12 protein-coding genes are annotated in these 17,109 nt (G+C 44.5%); 8 read left to right on the forward strand and 4 right to left on the reverse strand.

Features of this window, described 5'->3' with window-relative positions; genetic code table 11:
- Positions 1-55: 55 nt before the first annotated feature.
- Positions 56-1,087, reverse strand: coding sequence for a UDP-glucose 4-epimerase GalE (galE, locus tag ACY8DX_RS20735; protein ID WP_049669218.1), 1,032 nt, complete (start codon positions 1,085-1,087; stop codon positions 56-58).
- A gap of 210 nt (positions 1,088-1,297) precedes the next feature.
- On the opposite strand from galE, the gene ACY8DX_RS20740 reads away from it, so the two are divergent.
- The 8 genes from ACY8DX_RS20740 (at position 1,298) to ACY8DX_RS20775 (ending at position 13,091) form a co-directional block, all read left to right on the forward strand.
- Positions 1,298-2,980 carry a hypothetical protein gene (locus ACY8DX_RS20740; protein WP_439802366.1) on the forward strand — a complete coding sequence of 561 codons (1,683 nt, stop codon included), beginning with the start codon at positions 1,298-1,300 and terminating at the stop codon, positions 2,978-2,980.
- Between the two features lie 397 nt (positions 2,981-3,377).
- The gene (locus ACY8DX_RS20745; protein WP_197089881.1) at positions 3,378-4,820 is read left to right on the forward strand and encodes an amino acid ABC transporter substrate-binding protein/permease; all 1,443 of its coding nucleotides are present in this window, start codon (positions 3,378-3,380) and stop codon (positions 4,818-4,820) included.
- Positions 4,807-5,535 carry an amino acid ABC transporter ATP-binding protein gene (locus ACY8DX_RS20750; RefSeq protein ID WP_049669216.1) on the forward strand — a complete coding sequence of 243 codons (729 nt, stop codon included), beginning with the start codon at positions 4,807-4,809 and terminating at the stop codon, positions 5,533-5,535. Before ACY8DX_RS20745 ends, ACY8DX_RS20750 begins: the two co-directional genes overlap by 14 nt.
- A 115-nt stretch (positions 5,536-5,650) precedes the next feature.
- A complete protein-coding gene (locus ACY8DX_RS20755; RefSeq protein WP_462405986.1) occupies positions 5,651-6,499 on the forward strand; it encodes an undecaprenyl-diphosphate phosphatase in 849 nt (282 codons plus the stop codon).
- A gap of 179 nt (positions 6,500-6,678) precedes the next feature.
- Positions 6,679-7,104: a MarR family winged helix-turn-helix transcriptional regulator gene (locus ACY8DX_RS20760; protein ID WP_049669214.1), complete on the forward strand. Its 426-nt coding sequence runs from the start codon at positions 6,679-6,681 to the stop codon at positions 7,102-7,104.
- A 2-nt stretch (positions 7,105-7,106) separates the two neighbouring features.
- Entirely contained in the window at positions 7,107-8,315 is a 1,209-nt protein-coding gene (locus ACY8DX_RS20765) for an MFS transporter (protein ID WP_462405987.1), read from the forward strand.
- 90 nt (positions 8,316-8,405) lie between these two features.
- Positions 8,406-8,882 carry a ribose 5-phosphate isomerase B gene (rpiB, locus tag ACY8DX_RS20770; protein ID WP_439802363.1) on the forward strand — a complete coding sequence of 159 codons (477 nt, stop codon included), beginning with the start codon at positions 8,406-8,408 and terminating at the stop codon, positions 8,880-8,882.
- A 696-nt stretch (positions 8,883-9,578) separates the two neighbouring features.
- Positions 9,579-13,091: a bifunctional 2',3'-cyclic-nucleotide 2'-phosphodiesterase/3'-nucleotidase gene (locus ACY8DX_RS20775; protein ID WP_462405988.1), complete on the forward strand. Its 3,513-nt coding sequence runs from the start codon at positions 9,579-9,581 to the stop codon at positions 13,089-13,091.
- Positions 13,092-13,611: 520 nt separating this feature from the next.
- On the opposite strand, the gene msrA is transcribed toward ACY8DX_RS20775, so the two are convergent.
- From msrA to ACY8DX_RS20790, 3 genes are all read right to left on the reverse strand, one after another.
- Entirely contained in the window at positions 13,612-14,568 is a 957-nt protein-coding gene (msrA, locus tag ACY8DX_RS20780; RefSeq protein ID WP_049669211.1) for a peptide-methionine (S)-S-oxide reductase MsrA, read from the reverse strand.
- Positions 14,569-14,670: 102 nt separating this feature from the next.
- A complete protein-coding gene (locus ACY8DX_RS20785) occupies positions 14,671-15,411 on the reverse strand; it encodes a DUF2238 domain-containing protein (protein WP_049669210.1) in 741 nt (246 codons plus the stop codon).
- Between the two features lie 187 nt (positions 15,412-15,598).
- Complete coding sequence (locus ACY8DX_RS20790) at positions 15,599-17,101, reverse strand: malate:quinone oxidoreductase (protein ID WP_049669209.1); 1,503 nt, start codon at positions 17,099-17,101, stop codon at positions 15,599-15,601.
- Positions 17,102-17,109 lie beyond the last annotated feature (8 nt).

Genomic DNA, 17,109 nt, shown 5'->3' on the forward strand with positions numbered 1-17,109 from the left:
CCGCAAGCAATTAAAAAAAGGAGCAGGCGATCCATTCGCTTGCTCCCATTCCTGCTTATTTCACAGCAGGCTCATCTTCTTTATATCCGTTCGGGTTTTTCTTTTGCCAGTTCCAAGAATCACGGCACATATCTTCAAGATTTAAATCTGCTGTCCAGCCAAGCAATTGGGCTGCCTTGTCAGCATTGGCGTAGCATACCGCAATATCCCCCGGTCTTCTATCCACTATTTCATAGGGAATTTGCTGTCCGCTCGCTTTCTCAAAGGCATGGACAATATCGAGCACACTGTAGCCTGTTCCTGTCCCAAGGTTGAACGCTTCAACACCTGTTTTATCATTAATATACTCAAGTGCCTTCAAATGGCCCTTTACAAGGTCTACAACGTGGATGTAATCACGTACGCCTGTACCATCATGGGTATCATAATCATTTCCGAAGACTGAAAGCTTTTCGCGCTTCCCGATGGCTACCTGCGTGATATATGGCATCAAGTTATTCGGAATGCCATTCGGATTCTCACCGATTCGACCTGTTTCATGAGCACCGATTGGGTTGAAATAACGAAGTAAGGCAATGCTCCATTCAGCATCAGAAACATACACATCGCGTAGAATCTCTTCAATCATCAGCTTTGTTCGTCCATATGGATTTGTCGCTGACAATGGGAATGACTCATCAATCGGCACACGGTCCGGCATACCATATACAGTTGCGGAAGAGCTGAAGACTAGCTTCTTCACACCGTGGCTAGCCATGATACGGCATAGATTCAATGTACCTGTAATGTTATTCTCATAATATTTCAGCGGAATGGCTACAGACTCCCCAACAGCCTTAAGCCCTGCAAAATGGATAACCGAATCAATTGGATATTGTTCGAACAATTCGTTCACTGCTTCATAATCGAGAAGGTCGACCTGATGGAATGGGAAGTCCTTTCCGGTTAATTCCTTTACTCGATCAATCGCTTCTCTTTGACTGTTTGAAAGATTGTCCAAGACAACAATCTCGTAGCCTGCATTCAAAAATTCAACTGCTGCATGGCTGCCGATGTATCCGGCTCCGCCTGTAATCAAAATAGTCATTCCGTTCCCTCTTTTCCTATCAAACTATATACTCAATAATATCTGAAACTTCGTGTTATGGAAAGATAAGAACAATGGGGTTGAAAGCGCTCTTGATCTATTTCTTTGCCAAATGTAAGACTTAAACGGAAATAATGTGAGCAAAAAGTGAATCATCTGTCTTCCCTTATACGTATGATTAGAGTAAGTAAATTAACAAAGGAGTGTATTATGGGGTATTTAATCCTTTATTCATTGATTATCGGAATTATTTCAGCTTTTGTCCTGCTGCCAGTTACCAGTAATGAGAGGCTTCACATTCGCCTAACAGGCAGATTGCGAGTACAGGCTTTTGGCGGACTCGCCATCCTCTGTTTGATCGGATTTTTTCTATATTACTACATAACGAATCAAGACTTAAATGTGACATCTCTCTGGCTCCCAGCCCTGATTTTCACAGCTGTTGGTGTTTTGCTGTCAAGCGGGCTTGAGCAAAAAATCAAGGGCATTCTATTTCTCATCAGTTTATTAGCGAGTGCCTATCTCCTATCCGCCTTTATGTTCAATGCAAATGAGAAATATGACATTTCCAAGATGGAGACGAAAACGGAGATCAAGACATTTGACGAGAAGGAGACACCTGCGAGCGTCCCGCCTGATTTCGCCCGCAACAAAATGAAGAAGGCCTTTGGCCAGGTACCGAACACAAGCTATTACGAGCTTGGTAACCTGCAAATCCAAAAGGTGAATGGAGAGTATGTGTATATCGCTCCGGTTGAATTCTCAGGCTTCTTTAAATGGTTCAAAGGCAAGGAAACACCGGGTTACTTTATGCTGAGCGCAACGGACTCCACCGCTAACCCGACCTTCGTTAAGTCGGAAATGGCCTACACCCCTTCTTCTTATTTCAACAAGGAAACAGAGCGCTGGTTTAGGCTTCAATATCCGACCTACATCTTCTACGGGGATGTTCAGCTTGAAATAGATGATAATGGCAATCCATTCTATGTTCAGTCCTATGGTGACTTTATTTCTGCCCGTAATGGCTTCTCCGTTAAAGGTGTCGCTGTGATGGATGCTAAAACAGGCAAAACAAAAGCCTATTCGCTAGAGAAGGCCCCTGAATTCATTGATGGTGCTGTAGCACCGGAGGCCGTCAGTCTTCAGAACAGCTACTTCGGTAATTATGTACACGGCTTCTGGAATAGCTATTTTGGGAAATCTGACGTTAAGCTCCCTTCCGATGAAGGAACAGAGGCAAATGTCAGTCCGATTTTCGATGAGAATGGCGTGATGTACTATTTCACCGATTTCACGAGTCCGAAAGAAGGAGTCGACTCCATGCTCGGATATGCATTGACAAACGCTCGGACTGGTGAGGCAACGTATTATACCGGCAGTCTAGAGGAATCCTATATGGATTCAGAGGGAGCACTCCAAATCATCGAAAAGGCCTTCATCGAGAAGAAATGGAAGGGCCAAATGCCAATCCTCTATAATTTCTACGGCGAGGCCAGCTGGCTGACAGCTGTACTCGATTCAAATGGATATCTGCAGAATTACCATATTGTATCTGCTGCCAATCCTGAGATTACTGCCTATGCTTCATCACCAGCAGAAGCCTTGAAATTATATAAGACCGCTCTCCAAAAAGGCGGCGGAACCGTATCAGGTTCCTCTTCCTCAGAGGAAAAACAGGTGAGTGGAAAGGTTTTGCGGGTTTACAAAGAGAAATCAGGGGAAAATACTATTGTATCCTTCTTGCTTGATAACCGCCAAAGCTATACGATGTCATCTGAAAAGGAACCGCTCATTATTTACCTGCTGGAGGGAGATGAGGTATCCATCACCTATATGGATACAGGAGAAACGTTTTTACCGGTAAATACCATTGAAATTGATAACCTGAAATAATATAAATGAATGTAAGAGATCAGGCCATCATTTTCCTGGTCTCTTCTTGTTAACTTATTAGAGACATTCTTTTCTATTTAAATTATTTCAGAATTTTTTAAAAACAGTTACATATTCACTCTTTCCACCTATCATAAAATCCCTTTCACTTGTGCAATCTAAGCATGGCAAATGTACTTTTATCAGCTTCTTACAGCAGTTTGATACCAAAGAATATATCCAGATCCCTATATTTCTATAATTTGGCATGGAAAGAAATTCATTGCAAAAGAATAGAAATTTTTTATATACTCATAAAGACATGCATTTTTTGCTCTTTTCCTCAATCACTTTTTCTATTCGAGAATGTGTCTATATAGAGAGGGTTTCTTAACGAATTTTTAAAGGAGGCTCCAACATGAAGAAATTTTCCAAGTTAATGTTATCGTTAGCGATAGCGGTTATCTCGGTTGCTTCATTTGTATTCCCAAACCTCACAAGTGCGGAGGGAAAAACATATACAATCGCAACAGATATCACGTTTGCTCCTTTTGAATTCCAAGATACAAATGGCGAATTCGTCGGTATAGATATCGATTTGCTGAATGCAATCGCGGAAGATCAAGGATTTAATGTGGAAATTAAGCCGCTCGGTTTCAATGCAGCGGTACAAGCTCTTGAATCAAAACAAGTGGACGGCGTAATTGCCGGCATGAGCATCACTGATGAACGTAAACGTAAATTTGATTTCTCTGATCCCTATTTCGAATCTGGCGTCGTTATGGCTGTCGCTGAAGGAAATGAGGACATAACTTCTTATGAAGATCTAAACGGCAAGAAAGTAGCAGTTAAGACTGGTACAGAAGGTGCAAGCTTTGCTCAAAGCATCCAGGATGAGTACGGCTTCAAAATTGTCACATTCGATGATTCTGCCAATATGTATGATGATGTTAAAACTGGCAACTCTCAAGCCGTCTTTGATGATTATCCGGTCCTTGCTTACGGGGTAGCTCAAGGCAATGGTCTTCAGATTGTCACTGAAAAAGAGGTTGGCGGCTCTTATGGATTTGCTGTCGCTAAAGGTGAGAACACTGAGCTTCTTGAAAAGTTCAATGATGGTCTCGCTAACCTTGAAGAATCTGGTGAATACCAAGATATTCTTGATAAATATTTAGAAGCGAAGAAAAGCTCTGATACAGAAAATGGCTTCTTCGGCTTGTTGAAGGAAAGCTTCCCAAGTCTCATGAAGGGCTTAAAAATGACGTTGATCTTAACGGTCGTTTCGCTTATTATCGCCTCTATTTTGGGTGTATTATTCGGTCTATGCCGTGTGGCGCACAACTCTGTGCTTCGCGCAATCGGGACCATTTACGTAGATATATTCCGCGGTACGCCGTTGATTGTCCAAGCATTCTTCATCTACTTTGGATTGCCGGCTGCACTTGACTTCCGTATTTCGGCTGTAACAGCAGGTATTATCACCTTAAGCTTAAATGCTGGTGCCTATATGGCTGAGATTGTCCGCGGAGGGATTGAATCTGTTGATAAAGGACAGATGGAAGCGGCTCGAAGCCTTGGACTTCCATACAAAACGGCTATGGCGAAGGTTATCCTTCCACAGGCCATCCGTTTAATGATTCCATCGATCATTAACCAATTCATTATTACCCTAAAGGATACATCCATCCTTTCAATTATCGGCATCAATGAGCTGACGCAAAGCGGTAAGATTATCATCGCCCGTAACCTGGAATCCTTCCAAATGTGGCTCATCGTCGGTGTTATGTACTTTATCATCATCATGATTTTGACAAAAGTATCGAACCGTATGGAAAGGAAGATCCAAAATGGGAAAGCTTAAAGTAAGAGGATTAAAGAAATCATACGGACAGCTTGAGGTACTAAAGGATATCAGCCTTGAAGTCAAAGAAGGCGAAGTCATCTGCTTAATTGGTCCATCTGGTTCTGGTAAAAGTACCCTGCTCCGCTGCTTAAACTTACTTGAAGATGTCAACCAAGGTGAGGTTGAAGTCGATGATGTGATCATCACAGATAAAAAAACGGACATCAACAAAGTCCGCGAAAATATCGGGATGGTCTTCCAGCATTTCAATCTCTTCCCTCATATGACGGTGCTTGAGAATATTACGCTGGCACCGGTTCAATTGAAAAAGGCAACAAAAGAGGAAGCTGAGAAGCAAGCCCATAAACTGCTTGCTCAAGTTGGACTTGAAGATAAAGCAAATGCCAAGCCGGCACAATTATCCGGCGGTCAAAAGCAGCGTGTTGCGATTGCACGCGCTCTAGCAATGAACCCAGATATCATGCTCTTTGATGAACCGACAAGTGCCCTTGACCCAGAGATGGTCGGCGAGGTATTGAATGTTATCAAACAATTGGCTAACGAGGGTATGACAATGGTCATCGTAACCCATGAAATGGGCTTTGCGCGTGAGGTTGCCGATCAAGTCATCTTCATGGACGGCGGCTATGTTGTTGAGAAGGGAACACCAACAGAGATCTTCTCCAACCCGCAGCATGAACGTACGCAGGATTTCTTGAACAAAGTATTATAAGAATAAAGACCAAAGCTGCCACAAAAGTGGCAGCTTTTTCCATTCCCCTCCATTGGTAAATAATAACTCCATAGACCTTTATAGGACGATGTTCAGATTATGATATGATAGTGTCATGTCATTTTTGTACGAGGAGTGTGTATTAGTAGTGGAATTTATCGAAATTATCAAGTATGTCCTCCTAGGACTGCTTCAAGGGATTACCGAACCAATCCCTGTATCCTCCAGCGGACATTTGGTTATCTTCCAGCACTTTTTCAACATGGAGATACCAGGGCTCAGCTTCGAGCTATTCGTGAACTTCGCATCCTTAATCGCTGTCGTGATTATTTATCGACATGATTTAGCCAGAATGATTAAGAACGGATTCGAATTCCTCTTCTCATCTGAAAAGACAGATGAAATGATGAAGGATTTCTATTTCATTCTTTACCTCATTATCGGCACCATTCCAGCGGCCGTCATTGGGATGCTGTTTGAGGACCAAATCGCCTCTATCTTTAAAGGCGTACGTGTTATCGGGTTCACTCTTATCATTACTGGTATTGCCTTATGGCTCATTCGAAATCTTAAAGGCCGGAAAACAGAAGGTGAGCTCAGCTTTAAGGATGCCATCATTGTCGGCTGCGCGCAGGCTGTTGCCTTGATTCCTGGAATCAGCCGCTCCGGTGCAACCGTTGTTGCCTCTATGGCAATGGGAATGAATCGTGAGACTGCCTTAAAGTTCTCCTTCTTCCTTTACATTCCCATCAGTCTAGGCGGAATGATCCTATCCGTTTCCGACTTAGTAACGGATCCAACCATTAATCAACTGATGGTACCGTACCTATTTGCGTTCGTTACTTCCTTAGTTGCCTCTTACTTCTCTTTGAAATGGTTTATGAACATCATGCAAAAAGGGAAGCTTGGCTATTTCTCCATATACTGCTTTATCGTCGGTACATTAGTCATTATTTTCGCTTAAGGCATCGCTGTAAAACGTATCACAATCCCTCTGTAAGATCTTTGATAGATCCTGAAGAGGGATTTTTTATGTTTATATGGCTGCGCTTCCCCTGACCTCAATCCCTTTACACTCCCCTGTCCCATTTGCTAAAGTATAATAGTTACCAAAGGTAACCAAATGGCGTGGAGGTACATACAATGAAGGGATTTCAGGAATTCTTCTATCAATTTATGCTTGTTTATCGACCGTTTGAAAATCAGCTGAACGCTATCCTCAGCAAACATCAGATACAGCGTGCCCAGTGGACGGTTCTCTTTTATCTGGCGAAGTATGAATCCGTTACGCTCGTGGAGCTGTCTCATTACCTTGGTGTTGAGAAACCAACGACGACCCGCACGGTCCACCGCCTGCAGGAGCAGGGCTATGTCGAGCAGATTGCCAGCACGGATAAACGAGAGAAGCGAATGCAGCTCACCAGGAGCGGCAAGAGCGTTTATCAGGATATTCGCATTGTTGTCGATCAATTTGAACAAGAGATTTTACAGGGGATTAAAGAGGAGAAACTCACGGACGCGATTCATGTTCTTAAGCAGATTCGCACCAATTTATTAAAGGGGGAATAAACATGGCCGAGCTAAAGGACAGATTATGGACAAAAAACTTTGTTCTTATTTCGTTCATTAACTTCCTGCTCACACTTGTCTTTTACTTACTTGTTGTTACTATTGCCATGTATGCCGCCGATACGTATCATGCAACCGCAAGCCAAGCCGGGCTTGTTACCGGAACATTTATCATCGGAACATTGATCAGTCGTCTGTTTATGGGCCGGCTCATCAGCCAGTTTGGCCGCAAACGAACCTTATGGGTGGGAGCGCTGTTATTTACGCTGACCACTCTTCTTTACTTTTTCGAGTTCGGCATCGCTTTCCTGCTGTTCACTCGTTTCGTGCACGGACTTGCACTTGGAATGGCCAGCACCGCATCCGGTACGATTATTGCCCAAATCATTCCGGCCTCCAGAAAAGGAGAAGGAATCGGTTATTATAGCATGAGCGCAACACTTGCCACCGCCTGCGGACCGTTCATCGGTCTGTTGATGAGCCAGCACACAACATTCGCCAATATCTTTCTTTTCTGCCTGGTACTCGGCGCCATCTCGCTGACGCTCTCTCTCTTTGCGCATATTCCGCCGCTTGAGACTGAAGCATTGACACCACAGACAAAAGAGATCAAGCTTTCAGACTATCTGGAGCCAAAGGCGCTCCCGATTGCCTTCATCACGCTCGGCATTGCCTTTAGCTATTCAAGTGTCCTTTCTTTCCTGAATTCCTATGCAGCTGAGAGAAACCTAACGGAGGCCGCCAGCTTTTTCTTTGTCATCTATGCTGTCTCCATTCTATTGTCACGTCCATTCACCGGACGGTTGATGGACATAAAGGGACCAAACGTGATTATGTATCCAGGCTTCATCCTGCTTGCAATAGGGATGCTGCTGCTCGGTACGGCGTCCAATGCCCTTACGCTGCTATTATCTGGTGTGTTAATTGGTCTTGGCTTTGGAAATATGCAATCCTGCACACAGGCGATTGCCATCAAGCTGACACCGCCTCATCGTATGGGACTCGCTACTTCAACCTTCTATATCTTTTTAGACGGCGGTCTTGGCTTTGGACCATCACTGCTTGGACTCATTGTACCTTTCACCGGATTCAGTCATTTATTTATTTACTTAGGGGTTTGCTCCTTATTCCTCATCTTCCTATACAATCGGCTGCACGGCAGGAAGGAACGAGAAATCCGGTCGCAAGAGCAATCCACTATTTCAATTTGAGATTAATTCGGCCCGCCGGCTTCAAGAGCATAAATGCCCTCTATCATGCACAATCTATCATTAACACTTTTATTAGAGGAGGAATTCATCATGAAAATAGCTATGGCGAGTGATCATGCTGGATATGAACTGAAACAAGAGATTAAAGAAATTCTAGAAGGACAGGGACATGAGATCGTCGATTTTGGCGCACACAGCACAGAAGCAGCTGACCTGCCAGACTCCATCTACCCTGCTTCTATTGCCATTGCACGCGGGGAAGCAGAGCGCGGCATTTTCATCGATGGCGTCGGCTATGGCAGTGCGATGATTGCGAATAAAATCTACGGCCTGAACGCCGTTGTCTGCCAGGATCCATTCTGTGCCAGACTGGCTCGCGAGCACACAAACAGCAATGTGCTCTGTTTAGGGGGTAAAATCATCGGCTCAGCGATTGCCCACGAGATTGTCGATGTATGGATGAAGACTGACTTTATGGGAGATGTGGAAAAGTACGTCCGCCGTGTTAAGAAGGTCGATGAGATATCAGAGAAGCATCTGAGAAAGCTTTCTGAAATCGAATCATAACCCTTTTACATAAGGGGCTGGTACAAAACGAAATAAATGATTGTCATTTATTCTTCCTATTCAATAGCAGGAAGAAATACACGTTTGTTCCATTCCGCGAAATGCACTCGCTTTCTGTGGGGAGGAAGGCTTGAGCCTCCTCGGCGCTTACGCTTGTAGGGTCTCAGACCTTTCCTCTCTTCCCGCAGGAGTGGAATGCATTTCGTTCCATTCCACCCCTCACTAATAATAGAAAGCCACAATCATCAACTAATGCATGTACAACAACAAATAAAGACCCGAATAATTAAACTGTAGATTCATTCATTTATCGTATCATTCGGTTGCCTTTTGTTAGCCCCCTCTCAACCCTACACAAAAGCCAAGCCTCCCTTCAAAGGGAGATTCAGACCCCTCCGAGGGAGATTTCGGAGCCCTCCGAGGAGGATACGGCTCAATCATGCCTGGCAGCCCTCTCCATAAGCCCTCTTAAATCATTTTCTTAGGTCTTCTGCTAATACGCATTATTCCTAATTATCAGGTCTAATGACATCATTTTGCCATCACTTTCATGGTTAAAAAGCATTATATAGTGTAAATTTTTACTGGGCATTTATAGCTATTATTGCCATAAAAACTATTAAATTCCTGCAAATCTGCTATATTGATTGATGGGAGTATGAACACTCCCTAATCAATAGCCTTAATTTAGGAGGAATGAATAGTTTGCGAAGATTATCATTAGCACAACTTGTTACTGTCTTCATGTTTGCCATTCTTTTATTCACCACCCCTTTCCAAACGTTACATGCAGGAGCCTCAAAAAAGGATAAAGGCAAGGGTCAATCCGAGGTTACCCTTCGTATTATGGAAACAACCGATATCCATATGAATCTGCTAAGCTATGATTATTACAAAAATAGCGAATCCCCTAATGTTGGACTCGCCAAAACAGCTACACTCATCAAGCAAGCACGTAAAGAAGTGAAAAACAGTGTCCTTGTGGACAATGGCGACCTTATTCAAGGGAACCCATTTGCTACATACAAAGCGAAAATCGATCCTCTTGGCAAAAAAGACGTTCATCCAGCCATCAAAGCGATGAATCTGCTAGATTACGATATTGCCACACTTGGGAATCATGAATTCAATTATGGACTCGAATTCCTTGATGAAGTATACAATGATGCCAAATTCGATTTCATCAATGCCAATGTCTATATCGATGATAAAGACGGCAACCCAACTAACGACAAAAACAAGTACACACCTTATAAAATTGTCTCTAAAAAGGTAAAGGACCAATCCGGCAAGACTCAAACCGTGAAAATCGGCTATATTGGCTTTGTTCCTCCTCAAATCAATGAATGGGATAAGGCCCATCTTGACGGCAAGGTCATCACGAAGGACATTGTCCAAACAGCTGAGAAATTCATCCCGGCAATGAAGAAAAAAGGAGCTGATGTCATTGTCGCAATGGCACATTCCGGCTTCAGCAGCAACGAAAAGAATACCGAGGATACGATTTATGCTTTAAGCAAGGTAAAAGGCATCGATGCCCTAACCTTCTCTCATACGCATAAAGTCTTCCCGGCAGCTGATGTCAGTAAGCTCGACGCCCTTTTCAAGGATGAGAACGGCAATGTCCTCCCTGGCGTGGACAATGAAAAAGGAACCATTAACGGTGTTCCTGCCGTACAAGCCGGTTTTGGCGGCGGCTCACTTGGGATTATCGACTTAACATTAGAAAAGAAAAAAGGAAAATGGATTGTCGCTGATTCACAATCCTCGACAAGAGCTGTTACAAAGGATGTCGCAGCTGACCAGAAAATCGTTAAAGCTGTCAAGAAAGATCATGAGGCAACCATTGAGTATGTCAACACACCAATCGGCACGACAACAGATGATATTTACAGCTACTTCGCCCTTGTGAAGGACGACCCATCCATTCAAGTTGTCACCAATGCTCAAACATGGTATGCCGAGAATTACATTAAGCTCAATAAACCAGAGCTCGCTGATATTCCCATTCTCTCTGCAGGCGCACCTTTTAAAGCGGGACGCAACGGCCCAGAGGAATTCACAGAAATCAAAAAAGGCGACCTGACTATTCGCAGCGCCGCTGACCTTTATCTATATGACAACACGTTAAAGGCCATAAAATTGACTGGTGCAGACGTCAAAGAATGGCTTGAGATGTCTGCTGGTAAATTCAATACGATTGATCCAGCCAACACTGCATCACAGGAGCTTCTCAATCCGTCATTTGCGGTATATAACTACGATGTGATTGATGGCGTGACCTACCAAATTGATGTAACGAAGAAACCGAAATACACACCAACCGGCGCTGTCGCTAATCCAGATTCAAGCCGAATCATGAACCTGGAATATAACGGGGAGCCTGTACAGCCCGATCAGGAATTCATTGTTGTCACAAATAACTACCGTGCCAATGGCGGCGGGAATTTCCCTGGCGTGACAAATGGAGAACTTGTCATTGATTCAGCTGAGGAGAACCGTCAAGTCTTGATGGACTACATCTCAGAGGTAAAGGAAATCACTCCGACAGCGGATGATAACTGGTCTCTTGCACCAATCGCTGGTGAAGTGAACCTAGCATTCACCACATCACCGAAGGCTCAGGAATATATCACAGAAGACAGCCCGTTCACGTATACAGGAAAAACCGATGAAAAGGGCTTTGGAATCTTCACTTATGACCTAAACCGCGGCATCAGCATTCAGCTATTAAGCATGAATGATCTGCATGGCCAGCTGGACACTGTGACAACTGTAGGCGGAAAAGCAGCGGGACAAATTGAATACACAGCTGCTGCCTTAAAGGAGCGCGAGGCGGAGAATCCCAATACATTCATTGTTCACTCCGGTGATATGATTGGGGGCAGCCCGCTCATCTCGGCCAGCTTCCAGGATGAACCGACTGTTGAAGTCATGGAAGCAATGGGCTTTGATGCCGGGACACTTGGAAACCATGAATTTGATGAAGGTATCGATGAATTGAAAAGGATGATCTCCGGCGGGGATCACAAAAATGGCACAGAAGGATATGACGGCATGGACTTCCCTGTCGTTGCTGCCAATGCCTATGACACACGTGATGATAAGCTCATTACCGAGCCTTACACAATTCTTGAAGCAGAAGGCCAAAGGATTGGCGTAATCGGGGTCGTCACACAGGAAACACCTGAAATGATTGTTCGAAAAGGAAATGAAACATTAAAAATTACGGATGAAGTCGAAGCCATTAATACCTATACGGATGAATTAAAGAAGGAAGGCATTGAAGCCATCATTGTTCTTGCCCATAATCCTGCCATCCAGGAAGGCTATACAGACCGTTACGACGCTAGCAAAATCGCTGAACAAGTCGATGATGAAGTCGATATTATCTTTGCAGCTCATAACCACGTTGGCATGAACCGCGTGGTCGATAACAAATTGATTGTTCAAGCTTACTCCTATGGCTCTGCCATTGCAGATGTTGATATTGAAATCGACCCAATCACCGGCGATATCTTCCACAAGGAAGCAGAAATCGTTACCGTGTTCCAAAGTGATTACACACCAGACCCCGAGGTCAGTGCGATCATGGACAAATACACTGCACTTGTTGAACCCATTAAGGCTCAGGTTGTCGGCCAATCTGCCGAAACCTTGGTCAAAGGGTACCCGACTATTGCACAAACCAATGGTGACCTTGCCCTTGGCAATTTGATTGCTGATGGAATGAGAGTCGCGATGGATGCAGATATTGCCATGATGAATGGCGGCGGCGTCCGCTCTCCTCTTGAGGCTGGAGAAGTCACCTTTGGCGATTTATTCGCCATTCAGCCGTTCGGCAACGTCTTAAACAAAGCAACACTCAGCGGAGCTGATATTGCCGTTGTACTCAATGAGCAAATCACAGCTAGAGGTCTTGATTATCATGTCTCAGGCCTGAAATACACATACACCTATGACGATGCGACCAAAACAGGCAAAGTCGTCGATATCTTCCTTCCAGATGGAAGCAAAATCGACCCTGAAAAGGAATACACAGTTGTGGTGAACAATTATATGTACTCGAACATCAGCACAAGCTTTGATGAGCTTGCAAGCTCCATGGAGGTTGGCCCAGTTGATATAGACGCAACTGTTGATTACGTAAAAACCTTGCCGAAGCCGTTTACCTATGCGGTTGAAGGACGAATCCAGCGGGTTCAATAATAAGGATGACCTGTTAGGATGCCATCGCATCCTGGCAGGTCTTTTTTATACGGATTATGCTTCCTCAACGAACTGGCTACCCGAGTAATCATGGTACCATCATGAAAGGTCCTTTTGAATGGATTCTGCCTAAAATCACCAAAATTTGGTTCAAAAACTCCCCAGCTTGTCCATTTTGACCTTATCAGTGCTGAGGGGTGCATGTGCCGATAGATTATCTCTTGCATTTGATGATTTATGGGCGAAATTATCTTGTTTAAGAGCGAAAACCTTTGCTTTATGGGCGAACTCCCATGGTTTAAGGGCGAACGGCAGTATTTATGGGCGGTAGTTTTCGAGTATGGGCGAAATGGAGATGTTATGGGCGGAAATAATGGCGTATGAGCGATAATCCAAGCCTAAGGGCGATACCCGCACCTTCCCTCCAACTCTGCTCATAGGAATACCCTCACCCATCATGCCGGCATACCCCATACAAAAAGCCGCCCCTCCATACACAAGGGACGGTCATTGCCACTACCTATTCAAATAATTTCTCGTATTGCGCATACCCTTCCTCTGCCAATTGCTCCTTCGGGATGAAACGCAGAGCAGCAGAATTTATACAGTAACGTGCACCATCCGGCCCTGGCCCGTCATCAAATACATGACCAAGATGAGAATCTGAGGCTTTAGCCCTGACCTCAATTCGCCTCATTCCATAGGAGGTATCAAGCTTCTCCTCGAGCTCCATGCGCTGCAGCGGCTTTGTAAAGCTTGGCCATCCGCATCCGGCATTATACTGGTCCAGTGAGCTGAAAAGAGGCTCTCCCGTAATAATATCCACATAGATCCCTTCCTCTTTATTATCCCAATACTCATTATCAAAAGGCGGCTCTGTCGCATTATTCCTCGTTACTTCATATTGAAGCTCAGTCAATTCATTTCTGAGCTGCTCATCTGTTTTAACCTTTTTCCAGTTCTCCCGGATAAACCGGGCACGCCCGGATCCTTCCCTATAAAGATTATAGTGGAATGGATTTTTCTTGTGGTATTCCTGATGCTTCTCCTCGGCCTGATAAAAGGGGGCAGCAGGGCGGATTTCCGTCACGATGTCCTTCTGAAAACGCCCGCTCTCAGCAAGCGCCTGCTTGGACTTCTCTGCCAGTCTCCGCTGATCCTCATTATGATAAAAAATGGCCGTCCGGTAGGAATGCCCTCGATCATTAAATTGGCCTCCTGGGTCAGTCGGATCAATTTGCTGCCAATATTGCTCAAGTAATGTCTGATACGGCATCACATCAGGGTCATACGTGATTTGTACAGCCTCATAATGCCCCGTCGTATCTGAGCATACCTCTTCATAGGTTGGGTTTTCCGTATGGCCGCCAGTGTAGCCAGAGACAATTCCCAAGATTCCCGGCTGCTCCTCAAAGGGCGATACCATGCACCAAAAACAGCCACCCGCAAATGTCGCAAGCTCCTTCTTTTCTCCCATTGAATGATTCCTCCTTTTTTCAGCTCGTAACGTATATAATAACCTTTCCTCTCTCTTTCAAACGCAAAAGAGAAGTGTCCATACGGCACTTCTCCTCTGTCATCAAGCCCCTGGTTGGGCCTTATGTTCTTTTTTCAATTCTCCTAATCGTTTCTTCACTTGATCTCGTTTACTAAGGTGCCGATAGCCAATGAATGTAACGATGAACGCTCCTGCAGCATCAACAATGAAATCCTCCATCGTATCCCGGAGCGCATCATGTCCCGTAAGAATTGTCCCATCTGCCGTCATGAATTTCTGCATATTCGTCCCTAGAATGCCGTCGGCAAGGAATTCATAGATCTCCCACACGGTTCCGCATGTCAGGGCAAAGCAAAAGGCGAACAGGGATACAAAGAATGGACTTAAGGTAATATGCAATCTCTCCATATCATTAAAGAAACTGACAATGACAAATCCTAAGGCTCCAAGCATCCCTGCGCTGAAGCAGTGAAGAATCAAGTCCCAATAAGGGATCTTAAAGTAAAAGTTCTGAACCTCGCCAAGATAAATCGCACAAAATAGAAAAATAAAATACATGATTTCCATAATATCTGGTATCTCAACTCGGAAACGCTGCTCCACCTTGGATGGAAGGAAGATAACAATACATCCAACCACACACTGCAGAATCATTAAAATATAATCGCTGCGCATACGCTCATATTCATGATGAGCAAGACCCGAAGGTGTAATAATGGCCATGTAGACAGCATAAACGGTTGAGATTATGAGCAAAATCAAGACGATGCGAAAAATAACCGTTTTGTATTTCTCGTAATAGTAATTCTTTTTATCTGCCAAAATCTTATCCCCTTTTTATATCTTTTCAGTCATGTTTTATTATAGTAGGTATTTTGATACAAAAGCTAATATTTTACTATAATTTCTTTACTATATGATAGGTTTCAAAAAGGGTATAAGCTCTTGACTGACATACGCGGAAACAAAAGCCCCCCTAGAATTTGATCTTAGGGGGGGGCAATTATCTTTATCCGTGATGAGCAAGCTCTGGAACATCTAATCTAAGCGCCCCAGATGTGGCGGCATGGATTTGAGCAAACAGCTCTGGATTCTCTGCAAGTGAAATGCCGTAGGAAGGCACCATTTCCTTGATCTTGCTTTCCCACCCGCTCATTTCCTGCGGGAAGCATTTTGCCAGGACCTTCAGCATGACATGCACGGCAGTAGAAGCACCAGGAGATGCACCAAGCAAGGCTGCTACAGACCCGTCAGAGGCACTGACAACCTCTGTTCCGAATTGAAGCGTTCCTTTGCCGGCATCCGTGTCCTTAATGACCTGCACGCGCTGGCCTGCAACAACGATTTCCCATTCATCACTTTTCGCATTCGGGATGAATTCACGAAGAACCTCCATGCGCTTCTCATGGGATAGCAGCAGCTGCTCAATTAAGTATTTCGTTAACGGAATCTCCTTTACGCCAGCCGCCAGCATCGTCAATACATTATTCGGCTTCACGGAGTTAATCAAGTCCATATTTGAGCCGGTTTTCAGGAACTTAGGCGTGAACCCGGCAAATGGCCCAAATAGAAGTGCCTTCTTATTATCAATGAAACGAGTATCCAAATGAGGCACGGACATTGGCGGTGCTCCGAGCTTCGCCTTACCGTAAACTTTGGCATGATGGCGCTCCACCACCTCCTGATTCTTGCAGACCATGAATAATCCGCTTACAGGGAATCCGCCGATATGCTTTGACTCAGGAATGCCGGTTTTTTGCAGCAATGGCAGGCTTCCGCCCCCGCCGCCGATAAAGACGAATCTTGCTGTATGATATTCAATTCTTTCCCCGTCAAGGTCCTGAACCTTTACTTCCCAAAGGCCGTCACTTGTACGTTTTATATCCTTGACGACGTGCCGGTAATGGACTTCCGTATTTGTTTTCGTTAGATGGTTAAACAGCATCCGGGTTAAAGCGCCGAAATTCACATCGGTTCCGTCATCGATTTTCGTAGCGGCAATCGGCTCAGATGATGTTCTTCCTTCCATCACAAGCGGCAGCCATTCCTTCAGCACGTTCGGGTCCTCAGAATACTCCATCCCCTGAAACAGTGGATTATCTGCAAGCGCTTTAAATCTCTTCTTCAAAAAGGAGATATTGTCTTGCCCCTCCACTAGGCTCATATGCGGGATTGCCCGGATGAAATCCTGCGGGTTCTGGATTAGTCCCTTTTGCGTAAGATAAGACCAAAATTGCTTGGACAGCTGAAATTGTTCATTGATGTTAATGGCTTTCTTGATATCAATTGACCCATCCGGCTTCTCAGGCGTATAGTTCAGCTCACACAGGGCTGAATGTCCTGTTCCAGCATTGTTCCACTCATTTGAGCTTTCCTCTCCCGGACTCTTCAATTTCTCAAACACCTTGATCTGCCAGCTTGGCTCAAGCTCCTTCAGCAAGGATCCCAAAGTCGCACTCATGATTCCGGCACCGATTAAAATGACGTCTGTTTCTTTCCGTATGCTGTTCATATTACCCT

Source organism: Gracilibacillus sp. Marseille-QA3620, from assembly GCF_054950035.1.